The 22,922-nt window shown below is 41.2% G+C and carries 16 protein-coding genes, 1 tRNA gene and 1 other RNA gene; 6 read left to right on the forward strand and 12 right to left on the reverse strand.

Annotation, left to right across the window (positions count from 1 at the left end):
- Nucleotides 1-183: 183 nt before the first annotated feature.
- Nucleotides 184-678 carry a lipocalin family protein gene (locus tag AB669_RS17035; protein ID WP_047800551.1) on the reverse strand — a complete coding sequence of 165 codons (495 nt, stop codon included), beginning with the start codon at nt 676-678 and terminating at the stop codon, nt 184-186.
- Nucleotides 679-800: 122 nt separating this feature from the next.
- Between AB669_RS17035 and AB669_RS17040 the strand changes: the two genes are divergently transcribed.
- Complete coding sequence (locus AB669_RS17040) at nt 801-1,916, forward strand: PLP-dependent aspartate aminotransferase family protein (RefSeq protein WP_047800552.1); 1,116 nt, start codon at nt 801-803, stop codon at nt 1,914-1,916.
- A 70-nt stretch (nt 1,917-1,986) separates the two neighbouring features.
- On the opposite strand, the gene AB669_RS17045 is transcribed toward AB669_RS17040, so the two are convergent.
- Nucleotides 1,987-3,459 carry a glycoside hydrolase family 130 protein gene (locus AB669_RS17045; protein ID WP_047800553.1) on the reverse strand — a complete coding sequence of 491 codons (1,473 nt, stop codon included), beginning with the start codon at nt 3,457-3,459 and terminating at the stop codon, nt 1,987-1,989.
- Between the two features lie 152 nt (nt 3,460-3,611).
- Here AB669_RS17045 and AB669_RS17050 point away from each other — a divergent pair, with 152 nt between their 5' ends.
- Nucleotides 3,612-4,760, forward strand: coding sequence for a sensor histidine kinase KdpD (locus AB669_RS17050; RefSeq protein ID WP_047800554.1), 1,149 nt, complete (start codon nt 3,612-3,614; stop codon nt 4,758-4,760).
- Here the strand turns inward: AB669_RS17050 and AB669_RS17055 are convergent.
- The 3 genes from AB669_RS17055 to gltB form a co-directional block, all read right to left on the reverse strand.
- Entirely contained in the window at nt 4,753-5,844 is a 1,092-nt protein-coding gene (locus tag AB669_RS17055) for a metallophosphoesterase (protein ID WP_047800555.1), read from the reverse strand. The two genes, AB669_RS17050 and AB669_RS17055, sit on opposite strands and share 8 nt — an antisense overlap.
- 130 nt (nt 5,845-5,974) lie before the next feature.
- Nucleotides 5,975-7,441 (reverse strand): glutamate synthase subunit beta, encoded by a 1,467-nt coding sequence (locus tag AB669_RS17060; RefSeq protein WP_047800556.1) that lies wholly within the window; start codon nt 7,439-7,441, stop codon nt 5,975-5,977.
- A 3-nt stretch (nt 7,442-7,444) separates the two neighbouring features.
- Nucleotides 7,445-11,944 carry a glutamate synthase large subunit gene (gene gltB / locus AB669_RS17065; protein WP_047800557.1) on the reverse strand — a complete coding sequence of 1,500 codons (4,500 nt, stop codon included), beginning with the start codon at nt 11,942-11,944 and terminating at the stop codon, nt 7,445-7,447.
- A 424-nt stretch (nt 11,945-12,368) separates the two neighbouring features.
- Here gltB and ffs point away from each other — a divergent pair.
- Together ffs and fsa are read left to right on the forward strand one after the other, a co-directional pair.
- An RNA gene (ffs, locus tag AB669_RS21830) (signal recognition particle sRNA small type) lies at nt 12,369-12,468 on the forward strand.
- An 87-nt stretch (nt 12,469-12,555) separates the two neighbouring features.
- Nucleotides 12,556-13,215 carry a fructose-6-phosphate aldolase gene (fsa, locus tag AB669_RS17075; RefSeq protein WP_047800559.1) on the forward strand — a complete coding sequence of 220 codons (660 nt, stop codon included), beginning with the start codon at nt 12,556-12,558 and terminating at the stop codon, nt 13,213-13,215.
- A gap of 137 nt (nt 13,216-13,352) precedes the next feature.
- Here the strand turns inward: fsa and AB669_RS17080 are convergent, their stop codons facing one another.
- The 3 genes from AB669_RS17080 to AB669_RS17090 form a co-directional block, all read right to left on the reverse strand.
- Nucleotides 13,353-13,859 (reverse strand): HAD-IIIA family hydrolase, encoded by a 507-nt coding sequence (locus AB669_RS17080; RefSeq protein WP_047800560.1) that lies wholly within the window; start codon nt 13,857-13,859, stop codon nt 13,353-13,355.
- A gap of 161 nt (nt 13,860-14,020) precedes the next feature.
- The gene (locus AB669_RS17085; protein ID WP_047800561.1) at nt 14,021-15,304 is read right to left on the reverse strand and encodes a sugar MFS transporter; all 1,284 of its coding nucleotides are present in this window, start codon (nt 15,302-15,304) and stop codon (nt 14,021-14,023) included.
- A gap of 243 nt (nt 15,305-15,547) precedes the next feature.
- The gene (locus tag AB669_RS17090) at nt 15,548-16,660 is read right to left on the reverse strand and encodes a formylglycine-generating enzyme family protein (RefSeq protein ID WP_047800562.1); all 1,113 of its coding nucleotides are present in this window, start codon (nt 16,658-16,660) and stop codon (nt 15,548-15,550) included.
- 188 nt (nt 16,661-16,848) lie between these two features.
- Here AB669_RS17090 and AB669_RS17095 point away from each other — a divergent pair.
- A tRNA-Lys gene (locus AB669_RS17095) sits at nt 16,849-16,921 on the forward strand.
- Between the two features lie 85 nt (nt 16,922-17,006).
- Here AB669_RS17095 and AB669_RS17100 read toward each other — a convergent pair.
- From AB669_RS17100 to AB669_RS17115, 4 genes are all read right to left on the reverse strand, one after another.
- Nucleotides 17,007-17,522: a 2'-5' RNA ligase family protein gene (locus AB669_RS17100; protein WP_047800563.1), complete on the reverse strand. Its 516-nt coding sequence runs from the start codon at nt 17,520-17,522 to the stop codon at nt 17,007-17,009.
- A 23-nt stretch (nt 17,523-17,545) separates the two neighbouring features.
- Nucleotides 17,546-17,857: a hypothetical protein gene (locus AB669_RS17105; protein ID WP_053058452.1), complete on the reverse strand. Its 312-nt coding sequence runs from the start codon at nt 17,855-17,857 to the stop codon at nt 17,546-17,548.
- 105 nt (nt 17,858-17,962) lie between these two features.
- Entirely contained in the window at nt 17,963-18,736 is a 774-nt protein-coding gene (locus tag AB669_RS17110) for a DUF2490 domain-containing protein (protein WP_197082427.1), read from the reverse strand.
- An 88-nt stretch (nt 18,737-18,824) separates the two neighbouring features.
- Entirely contained in the window at nt 18,825-19,610 is a 786-nt protein-coding gene (locus tag AB669_RS17115; RefSeq protein WP_047800565.1) for a carbon-nitrogen hydrolase family protein, read from the reverse strand.
- Nucleotides 19,611-19,836: 226 nt separating this feature from the next.
- Here AB669_RS17115 and AB669_RS17120 point away from each other — a divergent pair, with 226 nt between their 5' ends.
- A complete protein-coding gene (locus AB669_RS17120) occupies nt 19,837-22,905 on the forward strand; it encodes a beta-L-arabinofuranosidase domain-containing protein (RefSeq protein WP_047800761.1) in 3,069 nt (1,022 codons plus the stop codon).
- Nucleotides 22,906-22,922: the final 17 nt, after the last annotated feature.

The raw sequence follows: 22,922 nt of genomic DNA on the forward strand, positions 1-22,922 counted from the left end.
TCTTGTAACAAACATTAATAGTTCTTTGTATAGTAGTCGCTTCAATTGCATGAAGAACCTCACTTCTGGTTTTAAAATCAATACGGGTGACCGCTCGAACTGGAACAATCAATCCTTTAATAATGCAAAAAAAAACACCTCCTTCCGGAAGTGTTCTCGCTGTATGTTTTTCGTAGGTAATGCTTAGTTTGCGTCAGGAGAAAATGTCAGCACAATATTAGCTGTCTTTCCACCAAACTCGATAGGCGATTTCATCACCATACTTCCTTTAGAAAGTTGGGTAAGCACTAAACGATAACCTTCAGTAACGTTTTTCGCTTTATCGCCTTCATAGATTTTTTTAAATTGAAAAGTTTCATCTGCAGGGGTTGCTGACCAAAAAATAGTCTGCATTACCGAACCACATGCACTGGATGCAGGTAAGGTATAAGATCCGTTACCACTATTGGTTAACTTCCAGGTACTGCCCTGAAAACACTTGTATGATTTTTCTCCAAACAGCCCCTGAACTGCCTGATCAGGAAGGCCTTCTAAACTGACATTGTTCAATACCCAGGTACCCGTGATAGTACCTCTACCGCCATTAATACCTGTTGTAGCGTTTTTTGTTGAAGAACAACTTTGTAACATTACTAAAGTAGAACATGCTATCGCGATAGCTATAAATAATCTTTTCATTTTAGTTTAATTTTATTTTCGGGAAACTAATTACATAAATCTTGCCAAAACAATTAACAAGCTTAATTTAGCGCCAAATTATTAAATTGCATTTTTGCCAACCCATAAAAACGATAATCATCATGAAACCTGAAACCCTTGCTATTCACGCCTCTAATCTTGTTAAAAATGTTACAGGAGATGTTACCCCTCCAATAAATTTATCGACAACTTTTTTTCGCGATGAGCAGGGCGGTTATCCAGGCGGGCATATGTACAGTCGGGTAAGCAACCCTAACAGGTCTGCTTTAGAGAACACTGTTGCTAAATTAGAATACGGTGAAGATGCAGCAGCTTTCGCGTCGGGTAATAATTGTGGGCTAAGTTTATTTCAGGCATTAAAACCTGGAAGTCACATCATCGCGCCTGACGACATGTACTGGGGTATAAAAAAGCAGCTTCTAACTATATACAACGAAATCCTTGAATTCGATTTTGTTGATCAGACAGATCTGGAGCTGATAAAATCTAAAATTAAAGAAAACACCCAATTGATCTGGATTGAAACGCCTTCAAATCCGCTCTTAAAAATCACTGATATTGAGGAAATAGCAAAAATAGCACGTGCAAACCAGCTCAAACTTGTTTGCGACAGCACATTCGCCTCTCCAATACTGCAAAACCCCATTCTTCTTGGAGCCGATATTGTTTTGCACAGCAGCACAAAATATCTTGGCGGACACAGTGATGTTTTGGGTGGCATTTTAGTCACCGCAAAAAAAGATGATTTTTGGGAAAAGATCAAAAATATTCAGCAAACAGGCGGAGCCGTACCCTCCCCGTTTGATTGCTTTCTGCTTTGCAGAAGCATTAAAACTCTGGCATATCGCATCAAAGGTCACTGCGAAAACGCGAAGAAAGTTGCTCAGTATTTGGCCCATCATCCGCGGGTAGAGGCAGTATTTTACCCCGGACTGGAAACGCATCCGCAACATCAAATTGCTAAAAAACAGATGAAGGATTTTGGTGGAATGATGTCCTTTTTAGTAAAGGGAGATGTGGCCGCCACAAGTAAAGTAGTCAATAAAGTTCAGTTATTTGCCCAGGCTACGAGTTTGGGTGGGGTAGAAAGTTTAATAGAACACCGCTATTCGGTTGAAGGTCCTGACAGTACTACGCCCAAAAACTTACTAAGAATTTCCATTGGCCTGGAGCATGTCTATGATATCATCGCCGATCTGGAACAGGCACTGGGCTAAAAACTATAAAAGTTGCTAACCCCGAACGTTTTTCAGGGTTAGCAACCATAAACAAAGCCGGTAAGTTATTTTATGCCGATCCGTTTTCCAAAAGCTTGTTTAGCAACAATTCCAAATTAACAGTAGCAAACGATGAGCTGTAATCCGAAAGACCATAAGGAATAATCAATTCACCATTACTGATGATTGACCCGCAAGAATAAACCACATTCGGAACATAACCCTCGCGCTCATCGCCATTAGGTATAATGAGCGGCTCTTTCAAATGTCCGATTTCCTTACTTGGGTCTTCTAAGTCCAGCAGCACCACACTTATACAATATCTCCGCATCGGTCCAACACCGTGGGTCATCACCAGCCAGCCTTTATCAGTCTCAATAGGCGAGCCACAATTTCCGATCTGAACCAGTTCCCAATCATAACGTGGCTGTTTCAGCAGTATAGGATTCTCCCACACATTTACTTTATCCGAAAACATTAAATAGTTATTCCAGCCATCAATTCTGCTCATCATTACATATTTTCCTTTTATTTTACGGGGAAACAAAGCCAGATTTTTATTCTGAGCGCCATCACCATACAGCGGAATCACTTTAAATTCATAAAAATCTTCTGTTTGTACCAGTTTGGGAATAATCAGTGAACCATCAAAAGCTGTATAGGTGGCATAGTATAAAACTTTTCCATCATCTTTAACAAACTTTACGAATCTCGCATCTTCAATACCTTTTCTTTCAAACTCGGAAATCGGAAAAATCACACGGTCTGATATATCTGTATCTTTTGAAAATGAAATGGTATGATAAGTATCCGATAACCAAAGAACTTTGTCATATTCAATCAGGCGTGAAGGATTTTCCTGATGTAAACTTTTTGAGTCTTTAATGATATTACTCAAGCTGGTATATTCAAACTTCTCATCTAGTTTTGCTTCTATTTCTTCCAGAACCGAGGGGTCAATTTGCGCGTAAGCAGCTTTTTTGAGGAATAACTTTTTAACATAAATGGCATTTTTAACTACTTCAGCCTCATCAACATAATTTCCTACTGGTAAAACCTCAATATTGTTGTGCTTATCAATTAATGCCCTTCTGAAAACGATCGAGGAAATATGCCCTTCGCCTACTGCCCTAAAACTGATGATCACACGCTTTTCTCCCTCAACCAGGTCAGACTGATCCGGATCATCAACAATACTGGGATTGAAAAATGCTGCAGATTCAATAGAATATTCATGGGTAAAATATGCACCAATTAACAGTCTGGTATACTGATCTAAATCTTCCAGGTCCACATTCAGAATCGCTAACTGTTTTTTCAGCTTTTTACAATGCCTGTTTAAAATCTTGGTGATGTTACGGTGACGTTTAGAATATTCCTGCAATATCGGCGAAATGAGCGAAAAAACTTTTTCATCAGAAAACTCTAAAACTTTCCTGATTACCTCAAGGGCTCTTTCTTCTCCGTTAAAAAAAAAACGGGCAATTACCCGTTTGGTATCAGGGTTAACCTTAACGGGTTTACGTTCAATGTATATCCTCATTATCTAAATATTTGGGTGCGTTTATGGTATACTTTTTACAACAAATTGCAATAGTATACTAACTAAATTTACTACTTAATTGTTTATATTATTTAGTGATTTAATGATATTATTTTACCTTTAAAGCCACTATCAATCAGTAGTCAATTATAATGGATATCAATCATACTTCAGTTAACAATGCTCCCAGCCAAGAAGAATTACGTTTGCAGAAATTAAATGATTACGATATAATAGATAGCCCAGCAGAACATTTTTTTGATCATATTGTAAATCTGTCTGCCGGGGTATTCAACGTTCCTAATGCCTTTATTGGATTTGCTGGCGAACGAGAGGTATTTTTAAAGTCGGTATTCGGATTCCCATTGCCAGCTGATCAAATCATGGAATTGTTTTCTCTTGCAAATGCAAATGAAAGCAACGCTTTACCGAACCAAACTTTAACTAATCAGTTTTTCATAACCCAAGCCCTCACATCTCCCGAAGGTTACCATATGGGTTTTATTGTCCTTTATGGAGAAAATGAAATAACAACAACTCTCCGTCAGCTTGAGATGTTGAGAAAACTCGCCGAAATGGTGATCAATCAACTCGAGACCAGGATGTCTGTTAGAAAAACCATGACTGCTCAGGATGATCGTCTGCATGTATTAATTCACGATTTAAAGAATCCGATGACAACGATTTCACTCCAGTCTGAACTTTTAGGTAGAATCCCCGAAATCAGTGAGAGAGCAGGTATTATTGCCGAAAAAATTAACCTGCAGTCGAAAAGAATGCTGCAGAATCTAAATGAAATTCTAAGTGGCGCAAAAAAGGTAAAGGGTTCCTACAAGCCTCAAAAGTTAAAAATTGACATCAGAGAAATCCTTGTACTTGCGATCAATAACCTCAGGTTAGCGGCTGAAAACAAAAATCAAACCATAGTAGTTGACATTGAAAATCAAATGGAGATTTTTGGAGACCCCAATAAATTAAGTCACCTATTCTTTCACTTGCTGGATAATTCAATCAAATTCTCCAGTCAAAATACCACCGTTACGATTACAGGCGAACGAACCGAAAACCTGATTACAATAGCCATAGCCGATCAGGGACAGGGCCTTTCTGAAGAAGACCTGGAACACCTCTTCATTAAATTTGCTCCCCTCAGCACAAAGCCAACAAATGGTGAGCCCTCAAATGGTTTGGGCCTTATTGCTGCGAAAATGTATGTGGAGATGCACAAGGGAAAACTTTGGGCAGAAAGCCTGGGAAAAAACCAGGGTACTACATTCTTTGTGGAGCTACCGGTTAAGTAGCTTCCATTAAATCTTCCAGCTTCATTTCTTCAAGTAATATCCGTTCCGGAGACCCGGTTTTATGAAACGACCACTTAATCAGGCGGATCAATCCTGATTCAATTTCAATTCCCGTGATGTCACCGTCACTGAAACAGCAACAGCCGCTATTAAAGTATCCGGGACTGTAAGCTTTAAATTCGGGCGCCTTATCCCCTTCTTTCACACGCTTTTTCAACTCCTCATTTAATGTCTTTATAGATGCCTGATCGTTGTCTGTTGTGGCTGCCTTCAGTTTAAGATAAATCCTTTCCAGATGAGTGAGCGAGGCGAACACGGGTTGATGGGTGTGTCCGGTGATGAGTGCAGTATGATGTTGCGCAGCCTGCCAGCTGTACATCAAACTATTGTGAACAGTTTTTAACTGATTATCATAAGCTGGTGTATTTGGATTAATCTGAAGGTATGATTGTAATGGAGCCCATATGGTACTCACAAACCATTTACTGAACCAGTTCCCATCACTCTGTAAATCCCCCTGATGTCCGTGTGTAAGAAAAATGCAAAGTATGTTATCCCCTATCTGGCTTTTCAAAATCAGGCCTTCGTATACCGGGATTTTTTTGCCATAAATCCGGTTTAAATTGAATCCGGCCAGGGGATCATTATCCCAATACAGGTCATGGTTACCAAATATTTTGGTAAAGGCATTCCGGTTAATAAACCATTTTTCATGCTCAAATGTCTCTTTATTATGCTTGATAACCGATTCCATCAAGTTTTCCCAAAGCTCTTCACTATCGCCCAGATTAACGTAATGAAAGCCCGCGGCATTGTAGTGTTTCAAAGCGGATAAATAATTTTTTTCCGACAAAGAGAAATCATCGGCAAAATCCCTTGCGCCTTTATGCTGATCGGAAAAGATAATATACTTGTGTTCCCGGGTCATTTCCAAAATCAAACCACGCTTACCGGGTTCTTCCTGTATGGTATTGAAAAGCTTTGTTAAAGCATCATGGATGCGTGCAGCATCAGGCCGTGAGCCGAATCTGTTCGACATTCGAATTACCCAGTCGCCCATTAAACGTTGTAAAAATTTGCGCATTTGCTTTTTATGTTAAACTTTATGTTGCAATCTGGGTCATACCAGGATTTGTACAAAGCATGGCTAAACTATAAATGAAAAAAGGTCGCAACCTGAGTCGCGACCTTGAACTATAGAACTATAAACTATCTTAAGCGTAAGCTACTGCATCTCTTGATGCCAGTTTAGTTACCCCCATCAAATATTCATCTACCTTACGCGCGGCTTCCCTGCCTTCCGAAATAGCCCACACCACTAGCGATTGACCACGTCTAACATCGCCTGCGGCGAAAATTTTGGCTATATTGGTTTGATAAGTATGTTCAGATGCTTTAACATTCCCCCTGTTGTCAAGCTCAACACCTAACTTCTCTATCAACCCTTCTTTTTGCGGATGCAGAAATCCCATTGCAAGAAAAACCAGTTCGCAAGGAAGATCTCTTTCTGTTCCGGCCACTTCCTTAAATGAAATAGGCCGTCCGGCAGCATCAATTTCCCATTCCACATCGACAACTTTCAAAGCTTTCAGATTTCCGTTTTCATCAGCAATAAAGTTTTTCGTATTTACCGACCAGGCTCTTTGAGCACCTTCCTCATGCGAAGAAGTATTTTTCAAAAGCATCGGGTAAGTAGGCCACGGCATATTTGCATTGCGTAACTGAGGTGGCATTGGCATAATTTCGAATTGCGTAACCGATTTAGCTCCCTGGCGGTTTGAAGTACCAATACAGTCAGAGCCTGTATCGCCACCACCAATAACAATTACGTTTTTACCATTGGCTAAAATCTCTTCCGCAACGATTCCGCGTTTTGCAACCCGTTTATTTTGCTGCTTCAGAAAATCCATTGCAAAGTGGACACCTTTAGCTTCACGACCGGGAATCGGCAAATCACGCGGGATGGTAGATCCTCCGGCGAGTACCACAGCATTGTAATCGCGAAGCACGGTACTGATTTCGATATTTTCACCAACATTGGCGTTACACTTAAAAATAATACCTTCTTCTTTCATCAAATCAATGCGGCGATCTACCACATTTTTTTGCAATTTAAAATCGGGAATGCCATATCTCAATAATCCACCCGGAACATCATCACGCTCAAAAACAGTTACCTCATGCCCAACTTTATTTAACTGAGCTGCAGCAGCCAATCCGGCAGGGCCAGATCCAATAACAGCCACCTTCTTACCAGTTCTGATTAAAGGTGCTTTTGCTTTGATATACCCTTTTTCAAACGCAATTTCTATGATATGCTTTTCAATTTCCTCAATAGATACCGGAGGGCGGTTAATGCCTAATACACAGGCCGACTCGCATGGCGCCGGACAAATCCTACCTGTAAATTCAGGGAAATTATTGGTACTCAATAATATATTTGCAGCGAGTTCCCATTTTGCCTGGTAAACAGCTTCGTTAAATTCCGGGATCACGTTGCCCAGCGGGCAACCTGATTGACAAAATGGAACGCCGCAATCCATACAACGGGCAGCTTGTCTGTTTAATTCTTCTGATGGCAGTTCGTTCAGGAACTCGCCATAATGTTTTACACGTGTTGCAACCGCTTCTCTGGTGGGCGCAACTCTATCGTATTCTTGAAATCCTGTTACTTTTCCCATAACCTAGTGAGTTTTAACTTGTGATGCTCTTTTACTTAATACCGCTTTGTATTCTTTAGGGAATACTTTAACAAAATGATTAGACTGAGTTTTCCAGTCACTTAAGATAAATTCAGCTACCTTACTGTCTGTTAAACGAATATGGGTTTTTAGCAATGCTAAAATGCGCTCCTCGTCTTCCGTCTGTAATGGATCAAGATCTACCATCTCTTTGTTACATCTGCGTGCAAATGTGGTATTCGGGTCGTATATCCAGGCTACACCACCACTCATTCCGGCAGCAAAGTTGCTTCCGGTATCACCAAGTATCAGTACCTCACCTCCTGTCATGTATTCACACCCGTGGTCTCCTACACCTTCAACAACGGCAGTTGCACCTGAGTTTCGTACAGCAAAGCGTTCTCCTGCTTTCCCGCGGGCAAATAATTCTCCTGATGTTGCGCCATATAGAGCAACGTTACCAATAATAATATTTTGTTCAGGTACGAATGTAGAATTGCTAAAAGGATAAATGGCCAGGCGTGCTCCGGATAAACCCTTGCCAACGTAGTCATTCGCCTCGCCCTCTAGAGATAAGGTAACGCCACGGGTATTAAATGCCCCGAAACTTTGCCCTGCCGAACCTACAAACTTGAAATTGATGGTATCAGGCGGCAAACCTGCGCCTAAATGCACTTTTGAAATTTCATTAGATAACATGGTACCCAGTGAACGGTCGGTATTGATAACCTTAAAGCTTGCGAAAACAGGTTCATTATTCGTAATGGCAGGCTTCGCTGCTGCAATCAACTGGTGGTCTAAAACATTTGCCAAACCATGATCCTGTTGTTCAGTATTATACAATGGTAAACCATTATTTTCAGCTTTGTACAAAATAGCCGATAAATCCAGGAATTTCAACTTCCAGTCTTCATCAGGTAATTCCCGCACTTTCAAAATATCAGCCTGACCAATCATTTCATTAATTGTTTTGAAACCAAGTTCAGCCATAATTTCACGTAGCTCTTCTGCCAGGAAGTGAAATAAATTCACAACATGGTCCGCATCACCGCTAAATAATTTCCGCAATTCAGGATCCTGTGTTGCAACGCCAACCGGACAAGTATTCAAATGGCATTTACGCATCATGATACAACCTGCCGTAACCAGAGCTGCCGTAGCAACACCCCATTCTTCAGCACCTAATAGAGCCGCAATAGCGATATCCCTGCCCGTTTTCAACTGACCGTCAGTTTGGAGCACAATACGGTTACGTAATTTATTTTTGACCAATGTCTGGTGAGCCTCAGCCAAACCAAGCTCCCAGGGTAAACCCGCGTGTTGTATGGAGGTAAGAGGAGAAGCTCCTGTTCCGCCATCAAAGCCTGAGACCAGAATTACATCAGCATGAGCTTTTGCAACACCTGCGGCAATCGTTCCAACACCCGCCTTAGAAACCAGTTTAACATTGATTCGTGCAGCACGGTTAGCATTTTTTAAGTCATATATCAATTGAGCTAAATCTTCAATTGAATAAATATCATGGTGCGGTGGCGGCGAAATTAAACCTACACCAGGCGTAGAATGACGAACTTTTGCAATCCAGTCATCCACTTTGTCTCCCGGTAATTGCCCGCCTTCTCCTGGCTTAGCACCCTGAGCCATCTTAATCTGAAGTTCATCTGCATTCGTTAAATAGTAGCTGGTTACACCAAAACGTGCTGATGCAACTTGTTTAATGGCCGAACGCATGCTGTCGCCGTTAGCCATTTTGGTATAACGCATTTCATCTTCGCCACCTTCGCCGGTGTTGCTTTTTCCACCAATACGGTTCATTGCAATTGCCAGCGTTGAGTGTGCCTCATGAGAAATCGATCCGAATGACATCGCTCCTGTAGCAAAGCGCTTCAAAATTGATTCGGCTGATTCTACTTCCTGCAGGGATACAGAAGGGCGACTATAATTGAAATCAAATAATCCACGGATGGTATAAGCTTGCTGTGTTTGCTCATTTACCAGTTTGGAGTATTGTTTAAAAATATTATAATCGTTTTTACGTGTTGCATTTTGCAACAGGTGAATAGTTTGCGGGTTAAACAGGTGTGCCTCTCCACGACGGCGGTATTTGTAGGTCCCCCCTGCCGGCAACAGATTTTCTGTCTGTGTAACCGGCCCGAAGCTACGGTGATGTTTAATTAATGTTTCTTTCGCAATTTCATCCAGTCCTAATCCACCAATACGGGAAACAGCACCAGTAAAATAAGTATCAACAACTTTCTTATTCAGACCTAAAATCTCAAAAATCTGTGCACCCTGGTAAGACTGCAACGTTGAGATTCCCATTTTAGAGAATATTTTCAGCAAGCCATTATTTACAGCATAAATATAATTTTTCGTTAGTTTCTCTGCTGATAAGCCTGACTCTTTCTGGAAACCATTAATCGTTTCCAAAGCCAGATATGGGTTAATGGCTGTAACACCAAATCCCAATAGGGTGGCAAAATGATGCACTTCCCAGATATCGCCAGCTTCAACCACAATACCTACAGCACCACGGTAACCTTTACGGATCAAGTGATGGTGAACAGCAGAAACGGCAAGCAATGATGGCATTGCGGCATGCTCCGAATCAATAGCCCTGTCTGTAAGCACAATAACCTGAAAGCCATCTTCCACGGCATCTACCGCATAACGACACAAACGATCCAAAGCTTTAGCCATTGCACCAGGTTTTCCGTCAGCCCTAAAATAAGTCTGTAAGGTTTTCGCCTGGAATACACCTGTATCAATACTCCTTAGTTTTTCTAATTCCTGATTGGTTAATATCGGATGTTTTATGGCTACGCAGTGCGCCTGTTTTGGATTTTCGTCGAGCAAATTCCCATTACTTCCCATAAAACTTGCCAGACTCATCACCACCTTCTCACGAATAGGATCGATAGGTGGATTGGTTACCTGTGCAAACAGCTGTTTGAAATAATTGGATAAATGCTGAGGGCGTTTAGATAAAACCGCAAGAGGCGTATCCGTACCCATCGAACCGATTGGCTCTTTAGCGTCGATCGCCATCGGCTTAAGCAACAAATCAACATCTTCCCTGCTATAACCAAACACCTGCTGGTATTTAAATATAGATTCTTCCGATAAACCGGTAAACATTACACGTGGATCAGGCAATTCCTCCAGGCGGATCTGATATTGATTAATCCAGTCTGCATAAGGGCTTTTGCTACAAACCTGGGTTTTGATTTCTTCATCGCTAATAATCCTTCCCTGCTCCATGTCTACGACAAACATTTTACCCGGAGTTAAACGTCCTTTCTCAATAACAGTACTTTGATCAATTGCCAAAGCACCCGCTTCAGAACCCATAATTACCCTGTCATCAGAGGTAATGGCATAACGCGAAGGACGCAAACCGTTACGATCCAATGTTGCACCAATCAGCTTGCCATCGGTAAAGGCAATTGCAGCCGGCCCATCCCATGGTTCCATCAAGGTAGCGTGAAATTCGTAAAACGCACGCTTAACCGGATCCATATCTTCATTGCCATCCCAGGCTTCAGGCACCAGCATCATTAATACATGTGGTAGGGTTCTTCCTGCATGAAACAACAGTTCAATTACGTTATCCAGACAGCCTGAATCAGAATTGGTTTCATCGATTACCGGTAAAAGCATATCTAGTTCTTCCGGTGTAAAATAAGAAGATGCCAATGATTTTACGCCAGCTCTAAACCAGTTCAAATTACCTTGCAGGGTATTGATTTCCCCGTTGTGCGCAATAAAGCGGAACGGCTGAGCCAGTCTCCAGGAAGGAAAGGTATTGGTAGCAAAACGCGAGTGAACCAGTCCTAATGCTGATACCACACGTTTATCACTTAAGTCGCGGAAATATGTACGAACCTGTAAAGAAGTTAACTGACCTTTATATATGATGGTTTGTGCCGATAACGACACAATATAAAAGTCTTTACCACCATGAACGGTATTGGTAATTAACTTAATCAGATAATTTTTAAAAATATAAAGTTTACGCTCGAAGTCTGCACCCGGATTAACGGCATACGGACGCGCAATAAATACCTGCTCAATTTCAGGCTCTACAGAAAGCGCCATGTTGCCAATGTCAGTGGTATCTACATCAACCTTTCTGAATCCAAGTATTTCAAGCCCTAATTTCTCTGCAGCACGGTAAATCAGCTCTCTGCACTCTTCTCTCGACCGGATGTCTTTTGGCATAAACAGCTGACCCACACCATAATTGTTGGTTTCAGGTAGGCTAAAGCCAGCTTTTAAACATTCATCATAAAAAAATTCGTGAGGTAACTGAATCATAATACCGGCACCGTCACCTGTATTTGGTTCTGCTCCACATGCCCCTCTATGATCTAGGTTTTCTAAAATAGTAAGTGCATCGGAGATGATTTGATGCGATTTTCGCCCTTTCACATGCGCAACAAACCCAATGCCGCAGGCATCGTGTTCAAATTGCGCATCGTACAATCCACTGTTTGGTTCCATTCTTTGCTCGTTAGTTGTTAGTGTATAGGAAACACTAAGATACAAAAAACGATTATTAAATTACAGAGTTGCTATAATTTTTGGAAAACTTTTAGTTTTTAAACAATTTTTGACCTGATAATTAAAAATTCAGCAAATAATAACTTCTAAATTTGCAATAATAATAATGATAATATCCTACAAAAATCAGTGTATTTTCGATCAATTTCTAACTAAACCGTTTTATTAATTTCTTTATTTACAAAAATTAAATTCACAAATAAATACTCTTTAAGCAAAAAAACCGTCGTTACTGCCAGTTTGAAAGGATTTGCGATCAGCGCCGATAAATTTTATTAATTTAGGTATCAACAAGATAGCCATAATTATCGAAAAATACAATAAATGGGTTTTGCAGAACAACATCTTTTTCTACCTTTGTGCCGGGCAAGTCTTTTACGACCAGCTCCCTTTGAACTCCCCCAGGATGGGAACATAGCAAGGGTAGAAGGTTGTAGCGGTGCGATAGAAGGTGCTTGCCCTTTTTTTTCTTTTCCCTTAATCCCCTGAAGGGGGAATTAAATTCTTCAGGGTTCAATCATCGAAACTCAAATATTTAAGAATTTATAAACATGAAATTTTTTATCGACACAGCAAATCTTGATCAAATCAAAGAGGCGCACGATCTTGGCATTTTAGACGGTGTAACCACTAACCCAAGCTTAATGGCTAAGGAAGGCATTACAGGCGACGAAAATGTTATTAATCACTATAAAGCAATCTGCGATATCGTTGAAGATAATGTAAGTGCAGAAGTAATTTCTACAACTTTCGACGAAATCATCAAAGAAGGTGAAGCATTAGCTGCTTTAAACCCGAAAATCGTAGTTAAGGTTCCGATGATTAAAGATGGTGTTAAAGCCATTAAATATTTCTCTTCAAAAGGGATCAAAACCAACTGTACATTAATTTTCTCAGCAGGGCAGGCATTGTTAGCAGCTAAGGCAGGTGCTACTTATGTATCTCCATTCTTAGGCCGTTTAGATGATATATCGAGCGATGGCTTGGTTTTAATTGAGGATATCAGAACGATATTCGATAATTACGGATACGAAACCCAAATTTTAGCCGCTTCGATCCGTGGCCCGCTGCACATTGTAAACTGTGCAAAATTAGGTGCTGATGTGATTACTGCTCCTTTAGCAGCAATTGTGGGTTTATTGAAACACCCTTTAACTGATAGTGGTTTAGCAACTTTCTTAGCAGATCATGCTAAAGCAGCTGGAAAATAGAATTAAATGACTGAGTTTCACATTCAATCATTAGTATGAATTTAGATTAAAGGGTTTTAAATTAAGGGTAGTCAATACGCTTAATTTAAAACCCTTTTTTGTGACGTAAAAAAACCTTTCAGATTTCGCGCAATCCGCTAAAAATTTTTCTCTCCTTCAATCACTTCCTTCACCTTTTCATATACAATCTGTTCATCAGGCTCAATCAGAATACCCTTCACTCCTGCCCCATTTGCTGCTTCTACATCTCTTGGCTTATCGCCGATCATCACAGACTGCTCAGGGTCAATATCGTACATATCAATCGCATCTAAAATCATTCCAGAGGCTGGCTTACGACATTTACATTCTCCTCCCACTGTTGGATGATGCGGGCAATAGTAAAACCCGGCAATGTCAGCACCCTTAGCTACAAAGGCATTTCTGAGCATCTGATGCATGATCGCCAGTTCTTGTTCAGAATAGCGTTTTAAAGCAATCCCCCCTTGATTGGTGATCACAATTAATAAATAGCCCTCATCAAAAAACCGCTTCAAAACAGGAATCTGATAATCTAAAATTTTAAAATCTTCAACACGACAGATATAGTCATAAATTTCGTGATTCAGCACGCCGTCACGATCAAGGAAAATAGCTTTATTCATAAATACGAAAAACGAATGAGGTAAAATGACACCATTAACACCCCTTCGGATTATTCGCCAAAATAAGCGAAAATTACTGGCAAAAGAAAACAAGCGAAATAAGGAAATAGTGAAGGCGCTACAATATTGTAGCGCCTGATGTCTTATCGTTAAGGAAACGGTTATTTTGAAGTCAATCCTACCTTGTGCCCTTTAATTGCAAAATATAAGATATATAGGTAGCATGGCAACACCGTTAATAAGTAAGCCAGCTGAAAATGAACCTGTAGCTTTTCATTTAAAAACGCATATAAAAGTGGCATTAAAGCGCCTCCAGCAATCCCCATCACCATAATGGCCGAACCAATCTTAGTAAATTTCCCCAGGTGACTAATACCCAGTGGGAATATCGCAGGCCACATTAATGAGTTGGCAAGTCCAAGCAGGGCGACAAAAATTACAGCAAACCAGCTTGAAATGGCAAAGGATAAAACCGTAAAGACTATACCCAGAATGGCACAAATCCGCAGGGCTTTTTGTTGTGAGATGTATTTGGGAATCGTAACAATACCGATAATATAACCAATAAGCATACTAAACAGCGTGATAGATGTTAGCTTTCCGCTTATCTCAGTACTAATGCCCAATTCACGTCCGTAGATACCAATGATATCACCCGCCATTACTTCTGCTCCAACATACACAAAAATGCAAAGTGCCCCCAGAAAAAGATGCGGAAACTGAAATATGCTGGTATGGGTTACTACAGCCCCTTTGCTTTCATCAATAATATCTTCTTTTACTTCTACTTCTGGTAAGCTGGTGAACTTTACAAAAAGCGCAAAAAGACAGAAAACAATAGCCAAAACAATGTATGGCATATTTACACGACCCAAAACATCGTTTAATAATTGTTCATGAACTATGCCTGTTGTGCTTTGAATTTGTTTTTCAACCTCTGAAGCGTTTTTAAGGAACAGACTGCCCATCACCAGCGGAACAATCATCCCGGCCACCTTATTGCAAATCCCGGCAATACTAATCCTTTTTGCCGCACTTTCTATCGGGCCAATAATCGCCAGATAAGGATTTGAGGCAGTCTGTAGTAAAGCAAGTGCTGCTCCCTGAACAAAAATCCCTGTCAAAAACAAACCAAAAGTCCGGGTTTGGGCAGCAGGAATAAATATCAGAGAACCTAAACCCAAAATTACAAGGCCTAATACTATGCCGTTTTTAAAACCCACTTTTTTAAGTATCCATGAGGATGGAAGCGCCAGAAAAAAGTAAGCCATATACGATGCGAACGTTACAAAGAATGCCTGCAGGTTAGATAGGCCAAATGATAACTTAAAAAAAGGAATCAGCGTTCCGTTAGCCCAGGTAACAAAGCCAAAAATAAAGAAGAGCGCACAGATAATAACGAGAGGGTTCGGACCTTTTCGATCCTGATTCGCAGTAATTGCCATAAAACGTTTGGTTTGATTGATTTGAAAACACCAAACTATAAAAATATTTTAAGAATTTATTACGCAAACGTGTGTTTAATTTTTAATTTAACAGAATTAAGCTCCAAATTCTGCGCTTTTAGCGATAAAAAAAGCATATAAATGAAAATATCACGTAAACAATATCAAAACATCAACCCAAACACCTACCTACCATACTAAAAGTTGCGAATGCCCGAGGAAATTGGTAATCTATTAAATAAATTATTCGGTGCTGACACATCTGAAACCAGTGTGTTCCAAACCTGTATCGATAGATGTCTTCATCCTGGAGGTTACCCGATAACCTTTACAATAAGATGCATTGCACATGAATGATCCCCCGCGCACAACTTTTTTTGGAACAGTAGGTTCCATAGGGTCGTAGCTGTCTTTCGGACCCTGCGGATTTTCAGCCAAGCCTTTTAAAGAGGCATAGTAATCCGGACGATACCAATCACTGCACCATTCCCAAACATTACCAGCCATATCATATAAGCCATAGCCGTTTGCAGCAAACTGTTTTACAGCAGCAAGACCATTAAACTTATCCCAATCCGTATTGGTGATTGGAAAATTCCCCTGCCAGGTATTGGCCTTAGCCTTTCCTTTTTCAATATCTTCGTTTCCCCAGGGATAAAGATTATTTTTCAGTCCCCCACGCGCTGCATACTCCCATTCAGCTTCCGTAGGCAGGCGTTTCCCCGCCCAACGGCAGTAAGCCATCGCATCATCCCACGAAATGTGTACCACGGGATAGTTTTCTTTTCCCTTAATGCTGCTTTTCGGTCCGTGTGGATGTTTCCAGTCTGCTCCCTTCACCCAACTCCACCATTGCGATGCATCGTTTAAACTGGTAATGGCTTTCGGCTGATGAAATACCAGAGAGGCCGCAACAAAAATACTGTCTGCCGGTTTAGGTGTGCCCGGTGGCAACTGCTTTTTCATTTCCTCCCAGTCTGGTTTCTTCTCCGCAGTGGTCACATAGCCCGTGCCATCCACAAAGCGCTTGAAATCCGCATTGGTCACTTCTGTTGCATCAATCCAAAATGAATTCAGTTTAACCTCATGTTTCGGATACTCATCATCTCTACCTTCTTTATCTGAAGCCCCCATCGTGAACGCTCCCCCCGGAATTAACACCATACCTTCATGGCTTACTTTGTTACTGGCAAAGCTCGATGTATCCCGAACCGAACCAAACCTGGCAGGCAGATTTTTTTCACACGACGCTAAAGAATCTTGCTTACGCTTCACTTCTTCACCGTTTTTCCTGTTCGAACAAGATACCACAACAGCAACTAAGGATATATATATTGGTATTTTTAATTTAATCATAGTTTAATATTGACTATTTCAGGTTGCTAAAATTATCAAATAACTTTAAAAAAGCCAGCACAAATAATTAATCCCCTTATAAATCAATACACTTAGCATTTTTTAGTTTTTTTTATTTGCAGGAGATGTATCAGAGCCCTATATTTGCATCACTTTAAAGGAAACGGACAACGTTTTTAAACAAAGTAGATTCCGTAGCTCAGCTGGTAGAGCATTACACTTTTAATGTAGTGGTCCTGGGTTCGAATCCCAGCGGGATCACAAAAACCTCACAGAAATGTGAGGTTTTTTTGTTTCTATACCCTTTTAAATGTAAAAGTTGCCCCCTATTTGATTACACTTTTATTTAAGCCTTATCTAACATCGGGTTTGATGGCTGAAACGGGAAATACCGGTAATGAGACCATGGTCCATCCAGATAATGCCACAGATCCAGTCCTTCAATATTAATATTAAGCGGCTCGAAAGTCGGTTCTAACGTTGTTAACAAACTTTTGACCTTTTCTACACTTACTTTGTTTTGAATCGTGATATGCGGACGCAGTGTTTGCCTGTCCTGTGCGATTAGAATTGACTGGCATTGCTGTTGCAACTGCCGGTGCAGCAATTGTAATTCTTTGCTTTCGATAAAATAAGCTACCCCGTTGCCGATACTCTTCAAACCATATACCCTTGCTATGAAGGAATAACGAACAACATTTTCCAGCTGTAGCAGCACCTCCGGATCATCAGGAAGCTTATGGAAAAGCGTGAGATGGGCATTTAAAAAATTCCTTTCTGCTGGAAAGTATAGCTTTCTCCTATCATCAAAAAAAGTCTGGCTTTTTTTATCCAGTCTGGCGGTCAGAATGCAGGTATGCATCAAAGATTTGCTTTAATAAAATTCTAAGATTGATCAGGCTGCTCATCATCGTCATCAATGATGTCAGGATGCCTCAATTCCACAGCCTCACAAAGCTGATCCAGTAGATCTTCTCTGATATCACCTGGATTCTGACATATGTAGAGAAACCCCTGGCTGTTCGGAGCTAAAGCAGCCACTAATTTCTCTCCCTGGAAAACACTGTATCTACAAGTTGACTGTGCGTGATGGGGGTAGATATTGACATGAAAAGTATGCGTTTCGCCATCGCCCATCGCAATGGTATAAGCTTCTACTGCATCACTAATTACTGATTTTGCATCTGATTCTTCCATGATATTGGAACACTTACGAAATCAATTAGTTTTGCTACCAATGTTTTTAGTCCCCTATAAAACTATTAGATCTCTAGAATCCTAACCTTCATTCTTTTTGCTACGCTAAAACTGGGTGGTAATCTGTAGTTGAAGAACATGGCGGTTATAGCGCCCGGTTTCCTCCTTTTGATACCAGTGTTGATAGCCCAGTTCCGTATCAATGGCCTTATTCCAGCGATAGCCAAAAGATAGAAATACCCGGTTCTGATCAAAAACACTTCCGTTCACCTTACTTTTATTCATCACATTCAAGAACAATTCATCCTGCAAACCCATGTAAATTCCCCTTGAAAAATTCTGATTTGCAAGCAAGGGAATTTGTGCGCCAAGCATTGCCCTGGCACGTTGGGAAAACTGAACTGCATCAGCTTTAACCCAACGCTGTTCAAGCCTGCCGCGAAACATCATCTCTGTTTTATGCCACTTAAAATTGTAAATAAACTGCTCAAAAATCCGGTTTTCAAAACTATACGCCTTATCATCATTGTAGTCTTCCTTTTCCCAGTCCCCCTTGTATGCATACCCTAATGCGATGGAATGCTTTTCAGACAGGTCATACATTAATCCCGTGCGCAGCAACATCGTATTCAAATACTGATAGCGGTTGGCAGTACGCAGCTGCACATCGGCTAGTATTTTAAATGACTTTCCGATTTTTTGCTGATGTGTAATGAAAAGCCATCCCTGTGATTCGGGAGCCTGTCCGAAACTACAAAAAGAACAACACATGCTGATTGCAAAAAATAACAGCTTTCGTTTCAGGTAAATGCTTGCCGATGCCAAGCAGGTGTGAGTTGTATCCTCTGTGTTGTGGTTATCGGTAAGCGGTTTTCCCATTAATAGCTTCGTTTTATCCATACAACCCGTGTATCACTAAAACGTTTGGCATAATGAACAATTCAGTTATAAATCCTCAATTGTTATCCTAATACAACTCCTTTTTAAACCGTTTAGCTAGCCTCCCCGTTGCCAGGCTAATATCGATATCCCTAATAAGCAAGCCACTTTCGCCGTAATTTTGATAGGCGATGCAGTTACCATCCGGATCAATGAGCGATGTGGCAGATTCCTGATATTTCGAAGCGTAATTTACGCTGGCAAAATAGATTGTATTTTCAATTGACCTCATGAGCATTGCCTTTTCATAATAGGGGCTGTCCGGATCTCCCCAGCGGGTAATCACCTTTCCTGTTTCATCACTTCCCGTGAAATGTGGATGAAATACAATCGCTGCACCAGCTTGCGCAGCCCACCTTACCGACTCCGGGTATCTGAATCCTTCGTGGCAAATGGAAATACCAAACTTTACACCATTGATTTCAAACAATTGCCTTTCTGTTCCGGCTACCCACATCTCATCTTCCGATGGATCCAGCTGGTTTTTGCTTTGGTGGCCGATCACTTCCCCATCAGGAGAAATCACGAAAGCTACGTTTTGCAGGCCACCTTCGCTGTGCCAATCCATAGGCACGATGATGGCTATTGAATTTTGCCTGGCAAGTGCAGTTACTTGCTCCAACGCCCTGGTGAGCGAAGGTGCACTCCGGTCACTTTCGGAGTATCCCATTCCGGGGTAACCTGGAAGATAGGATTCCGGAAAACAGATAATCTCCGCTTTGCTTTCAGCGGCCGATTTAACAAGTGCTGTAAGGGTAGTTAAAGCATTTTCGAGAGATTTTGGAATGGGTGGCGAAGCAAGAGCTATTCTCATGAGTATGTAAGTAGAGTTTAAGGGTACAAGATAAAAACATTTCTCAATCCTGATAAAATCAGAGTTAAATCAGCTAAAAAAAAGCGTCTAAACTTTGTCCATAATATCTAATTTTATGCAATTTGCAAAAGTAAATTACTTCATTTCCCGCATGCCGGTTTAAATCCTATGCCTCCCGGTTAACGTTTAATCAGGCAATAAGAAAGAAGTAGTTAAAATGATAAACATGAAAAAACTGAAGTTGCTGTTCCGTATCCTATTTTTAGTTATTGCATCCATTGCCGCGGTAAATAGCGTTCACGCACAAAACGGCGATCAAATACTTGATGGTATTGGAGAAACGGGATTAAGCGCCCGGTATCAGTTCAATGGCGATGTAAAAGATTGGTCCAGAAATAATCACCATGGCAAAATTAATGGCACTGAAATCACTATTGCTAAAGACGACCGCTTTGGCACAGTATTATCCATTAATGGCGGAAACAATTCCTTTCTAACCATTCCGGGCGAAGTGCTGACTGACCTTGAATCCTTAACGGTATGCGGATGGGTTTACCTCCGGTCACAAAGCAATGGCCAGGCTTTATTTGATTTCGGGCAAACAGCACCAAAAAAATCTTTTGCAGCTTATCTGGGATCGAATAGCGGAAAAAATTTCACAGTGGCAATCCCCGGAAAAGGTCAGAAAATTATGGAAATCGTCTCTTCTCCCATTGATGAAAATAAGTGGGTTTTCGTTTGCATTGTTGTTAATGTGCCTGCAAAATCGATGGTCACCTATATCAATGGCAAAGCTGCAGGAGAAATTAAAGATGCGACGATTGACCTTACTGATACCTTCCGATCAACATCCGGAAAAAAGAAACCGCTGTATATCGGTAAATCACAAACAACCGAATCAATGGCTTTAAACGGCATGATGCATGATTTTCGTATCTACCGCGTACCTTTAAGCATTAAGCAGGTTGAAGGTATTTTCATTAATGCAGAGCGAAGTACACAGGCCGCCACAGTGAATTCCTCCTCCAAAAAAGAAGACGATTTACCCGCTTTCCCTTCAAATACTCCACAGCTTTACAATGCGTACCTTAGTGCAGTCGGCGATGTGAAAGTAAGTACTGAAATTGGAAATCTACCCAGATTGCCAGCCTATGTTGCCGGCACCTACCGGAATAAAATCAAGGGCCCTAAAGTAAGGGTACTGTGGCCAGCTCCCACAGATAATACAACGGTTCTGAAATCTGGCCAATACACGATTACCGGGAAGGTTCCAGGAACGGATTTCCAGCCAAAAGCATTCGTAACAGTATACGAACCAAACCATTCTAATTCTGTTGTTTCCAAATTGCAGCCCTTTCCCTTAAACCAGGTAAGCTTAAAACCAGATAAGCAAAACCACCAGACGAAGTTTCTGGAAAACCGGGATAAGTTCATCAGAACACTGGCTAATACTGACCCCAATTCTTTTTTATACATGTTTCGTCATGCTTTCGGACAAAAGCAACCTGCGGGAGCCATTCCTTTGGGCGTTTGGGATAGCGAGGACACCAAGCTCAGGGGGCATGCCACCGGGCACTATCTCACTGCAATTGCACAAGCCTACGCGGGCACTGGTTACGACAAAGCCCTCCATGAAAACTTTCGGAATAAAATGGAATACATGGTCAATACGTTGTATCAACTTTCACAACTATCAGGAAAACCCAGGAAAACCGGCGATGCCTTTGTAGCCGATCCGGCGGCCGTGTCTTTCGGGCCCCGAAAGTCAGCCTTCGATTCTGACCTTAGCGACGCAGGGATCAGAAACGATTACTGGAACTGGGGAACTGGCTTTATCAGCGCCTATCCTCCTGATCAGTTCATTATGCTGGAAAAAGGCGCCAAATACGGTGGTCAGAAAAATCAGATCTGGGCACCTTATTACACCTTACATAAAATACTGGCAGGCTTGATAGAAGTGTACGAGGTAAGCGGCAACAAGAAAGCACTCGCAATTGCTTCAGGGATGGGCGATTGGGTATATACCCGTTTAAGTACATTGCCTGCAGAAACCCGTATCAAAATGTGGAATACCTACATTGCCGGCGAATTCGGTGGTATGAATGAGTCCATGGCTCATCTGTACAGGATCACCGGCAAGGCAAAATACCTGAGCACAGCAACCCTGTTTGATAACATCAAAGTATTTTATGGTGATACCGCCCATACAAACGGATTGGCTAAAAATGTAGATATCTTCAGGGGACTTCATGCTAACCAGCACATTCCACAGATCGTGGGAAGCATCGAGATGTACAATGCCTCCAAAAACCCCGAATACTTTAAAATTGCCGATAACTTCTGGTATAAAATGGTAAACGATTACATGTACAGCATCGGCGGCGTTGCGGGTGCACGTAACCCGGCCAATGCAGAATGCTTCGTTTCTCAACCATCTACCCTTTATGAAAATGGATTTTCTGAAGGGGGCCAAAATGAAACCTGTGCTACATACAATATGCTGAAATTAACGGGCGACTTGTTTATGGTTAACCAAAATCCAGCATTTATGGATTATTATGAACGGGGTTTGTATAACCATATCCTGGCTTCAGTAGCCGAAGACAGTCCGGCGAATACCTACCATGTATCCCTGAGACCCGGATCTGTTAAACAATTTAGTAATGCTGACATGACTGGATTCACCTGCTGCAACGGTACAGCAATAGAAAGCAGCACCAAACTTCAAAATTCTATTTATTTCAAATCAGAAGACAATAAATCACTTTATGTTAACCTGTTTATCCCCTCTACCCTCAACTGGAATGAAAGAAAAGTAACATTAATACAATCCACAAATTTTCCAAATGAAGATCAAACCGCTCTGACTATCAATGGCAGCGGGAAGTTCAATATTTATGTGCGGGTACCTAAGTGGGCCACAAAAGGGTTTACGGTAAAAATTAATGGAATAGAGCAACAACTAATTGCCACACCCGGCACCTATCTCAAGCTCAGCAGGTCATGGAAAAATGGTGATAAAATTGAACTTCAAATGCCCTTTCAGTTTCACCTTGATCCTGTAATGGATCAGCAAAACATTGCCAGTTTATTTTACGGCCCCATATTGCTCGCTGCGCAAGAACCGGAACCACGAAAAGAATGGCGCAAAATTACATTCGATGCTGCAGATATCAGCAAGTCGATATCAGGCGATCCGAAAACCTTAAATTTTAACGTGGGAGATGTTGCTTTTAAACCTTTTTACGAAACCTACGGCCGTCATTCGGTGTACCTGGACGTTACTTTGAAGTAGTAGAAAATGTACGGGAT

This window comes from Pedobacter sp. BMA, from assembly GCF_001027745.1.
In the GTDB taxonomy this organism is placed as follows: Bacteria; Bacteroidota; Bacteroidia; order Sphingobacteriales; family Sphingobacteriaceae; genus Pedobacter.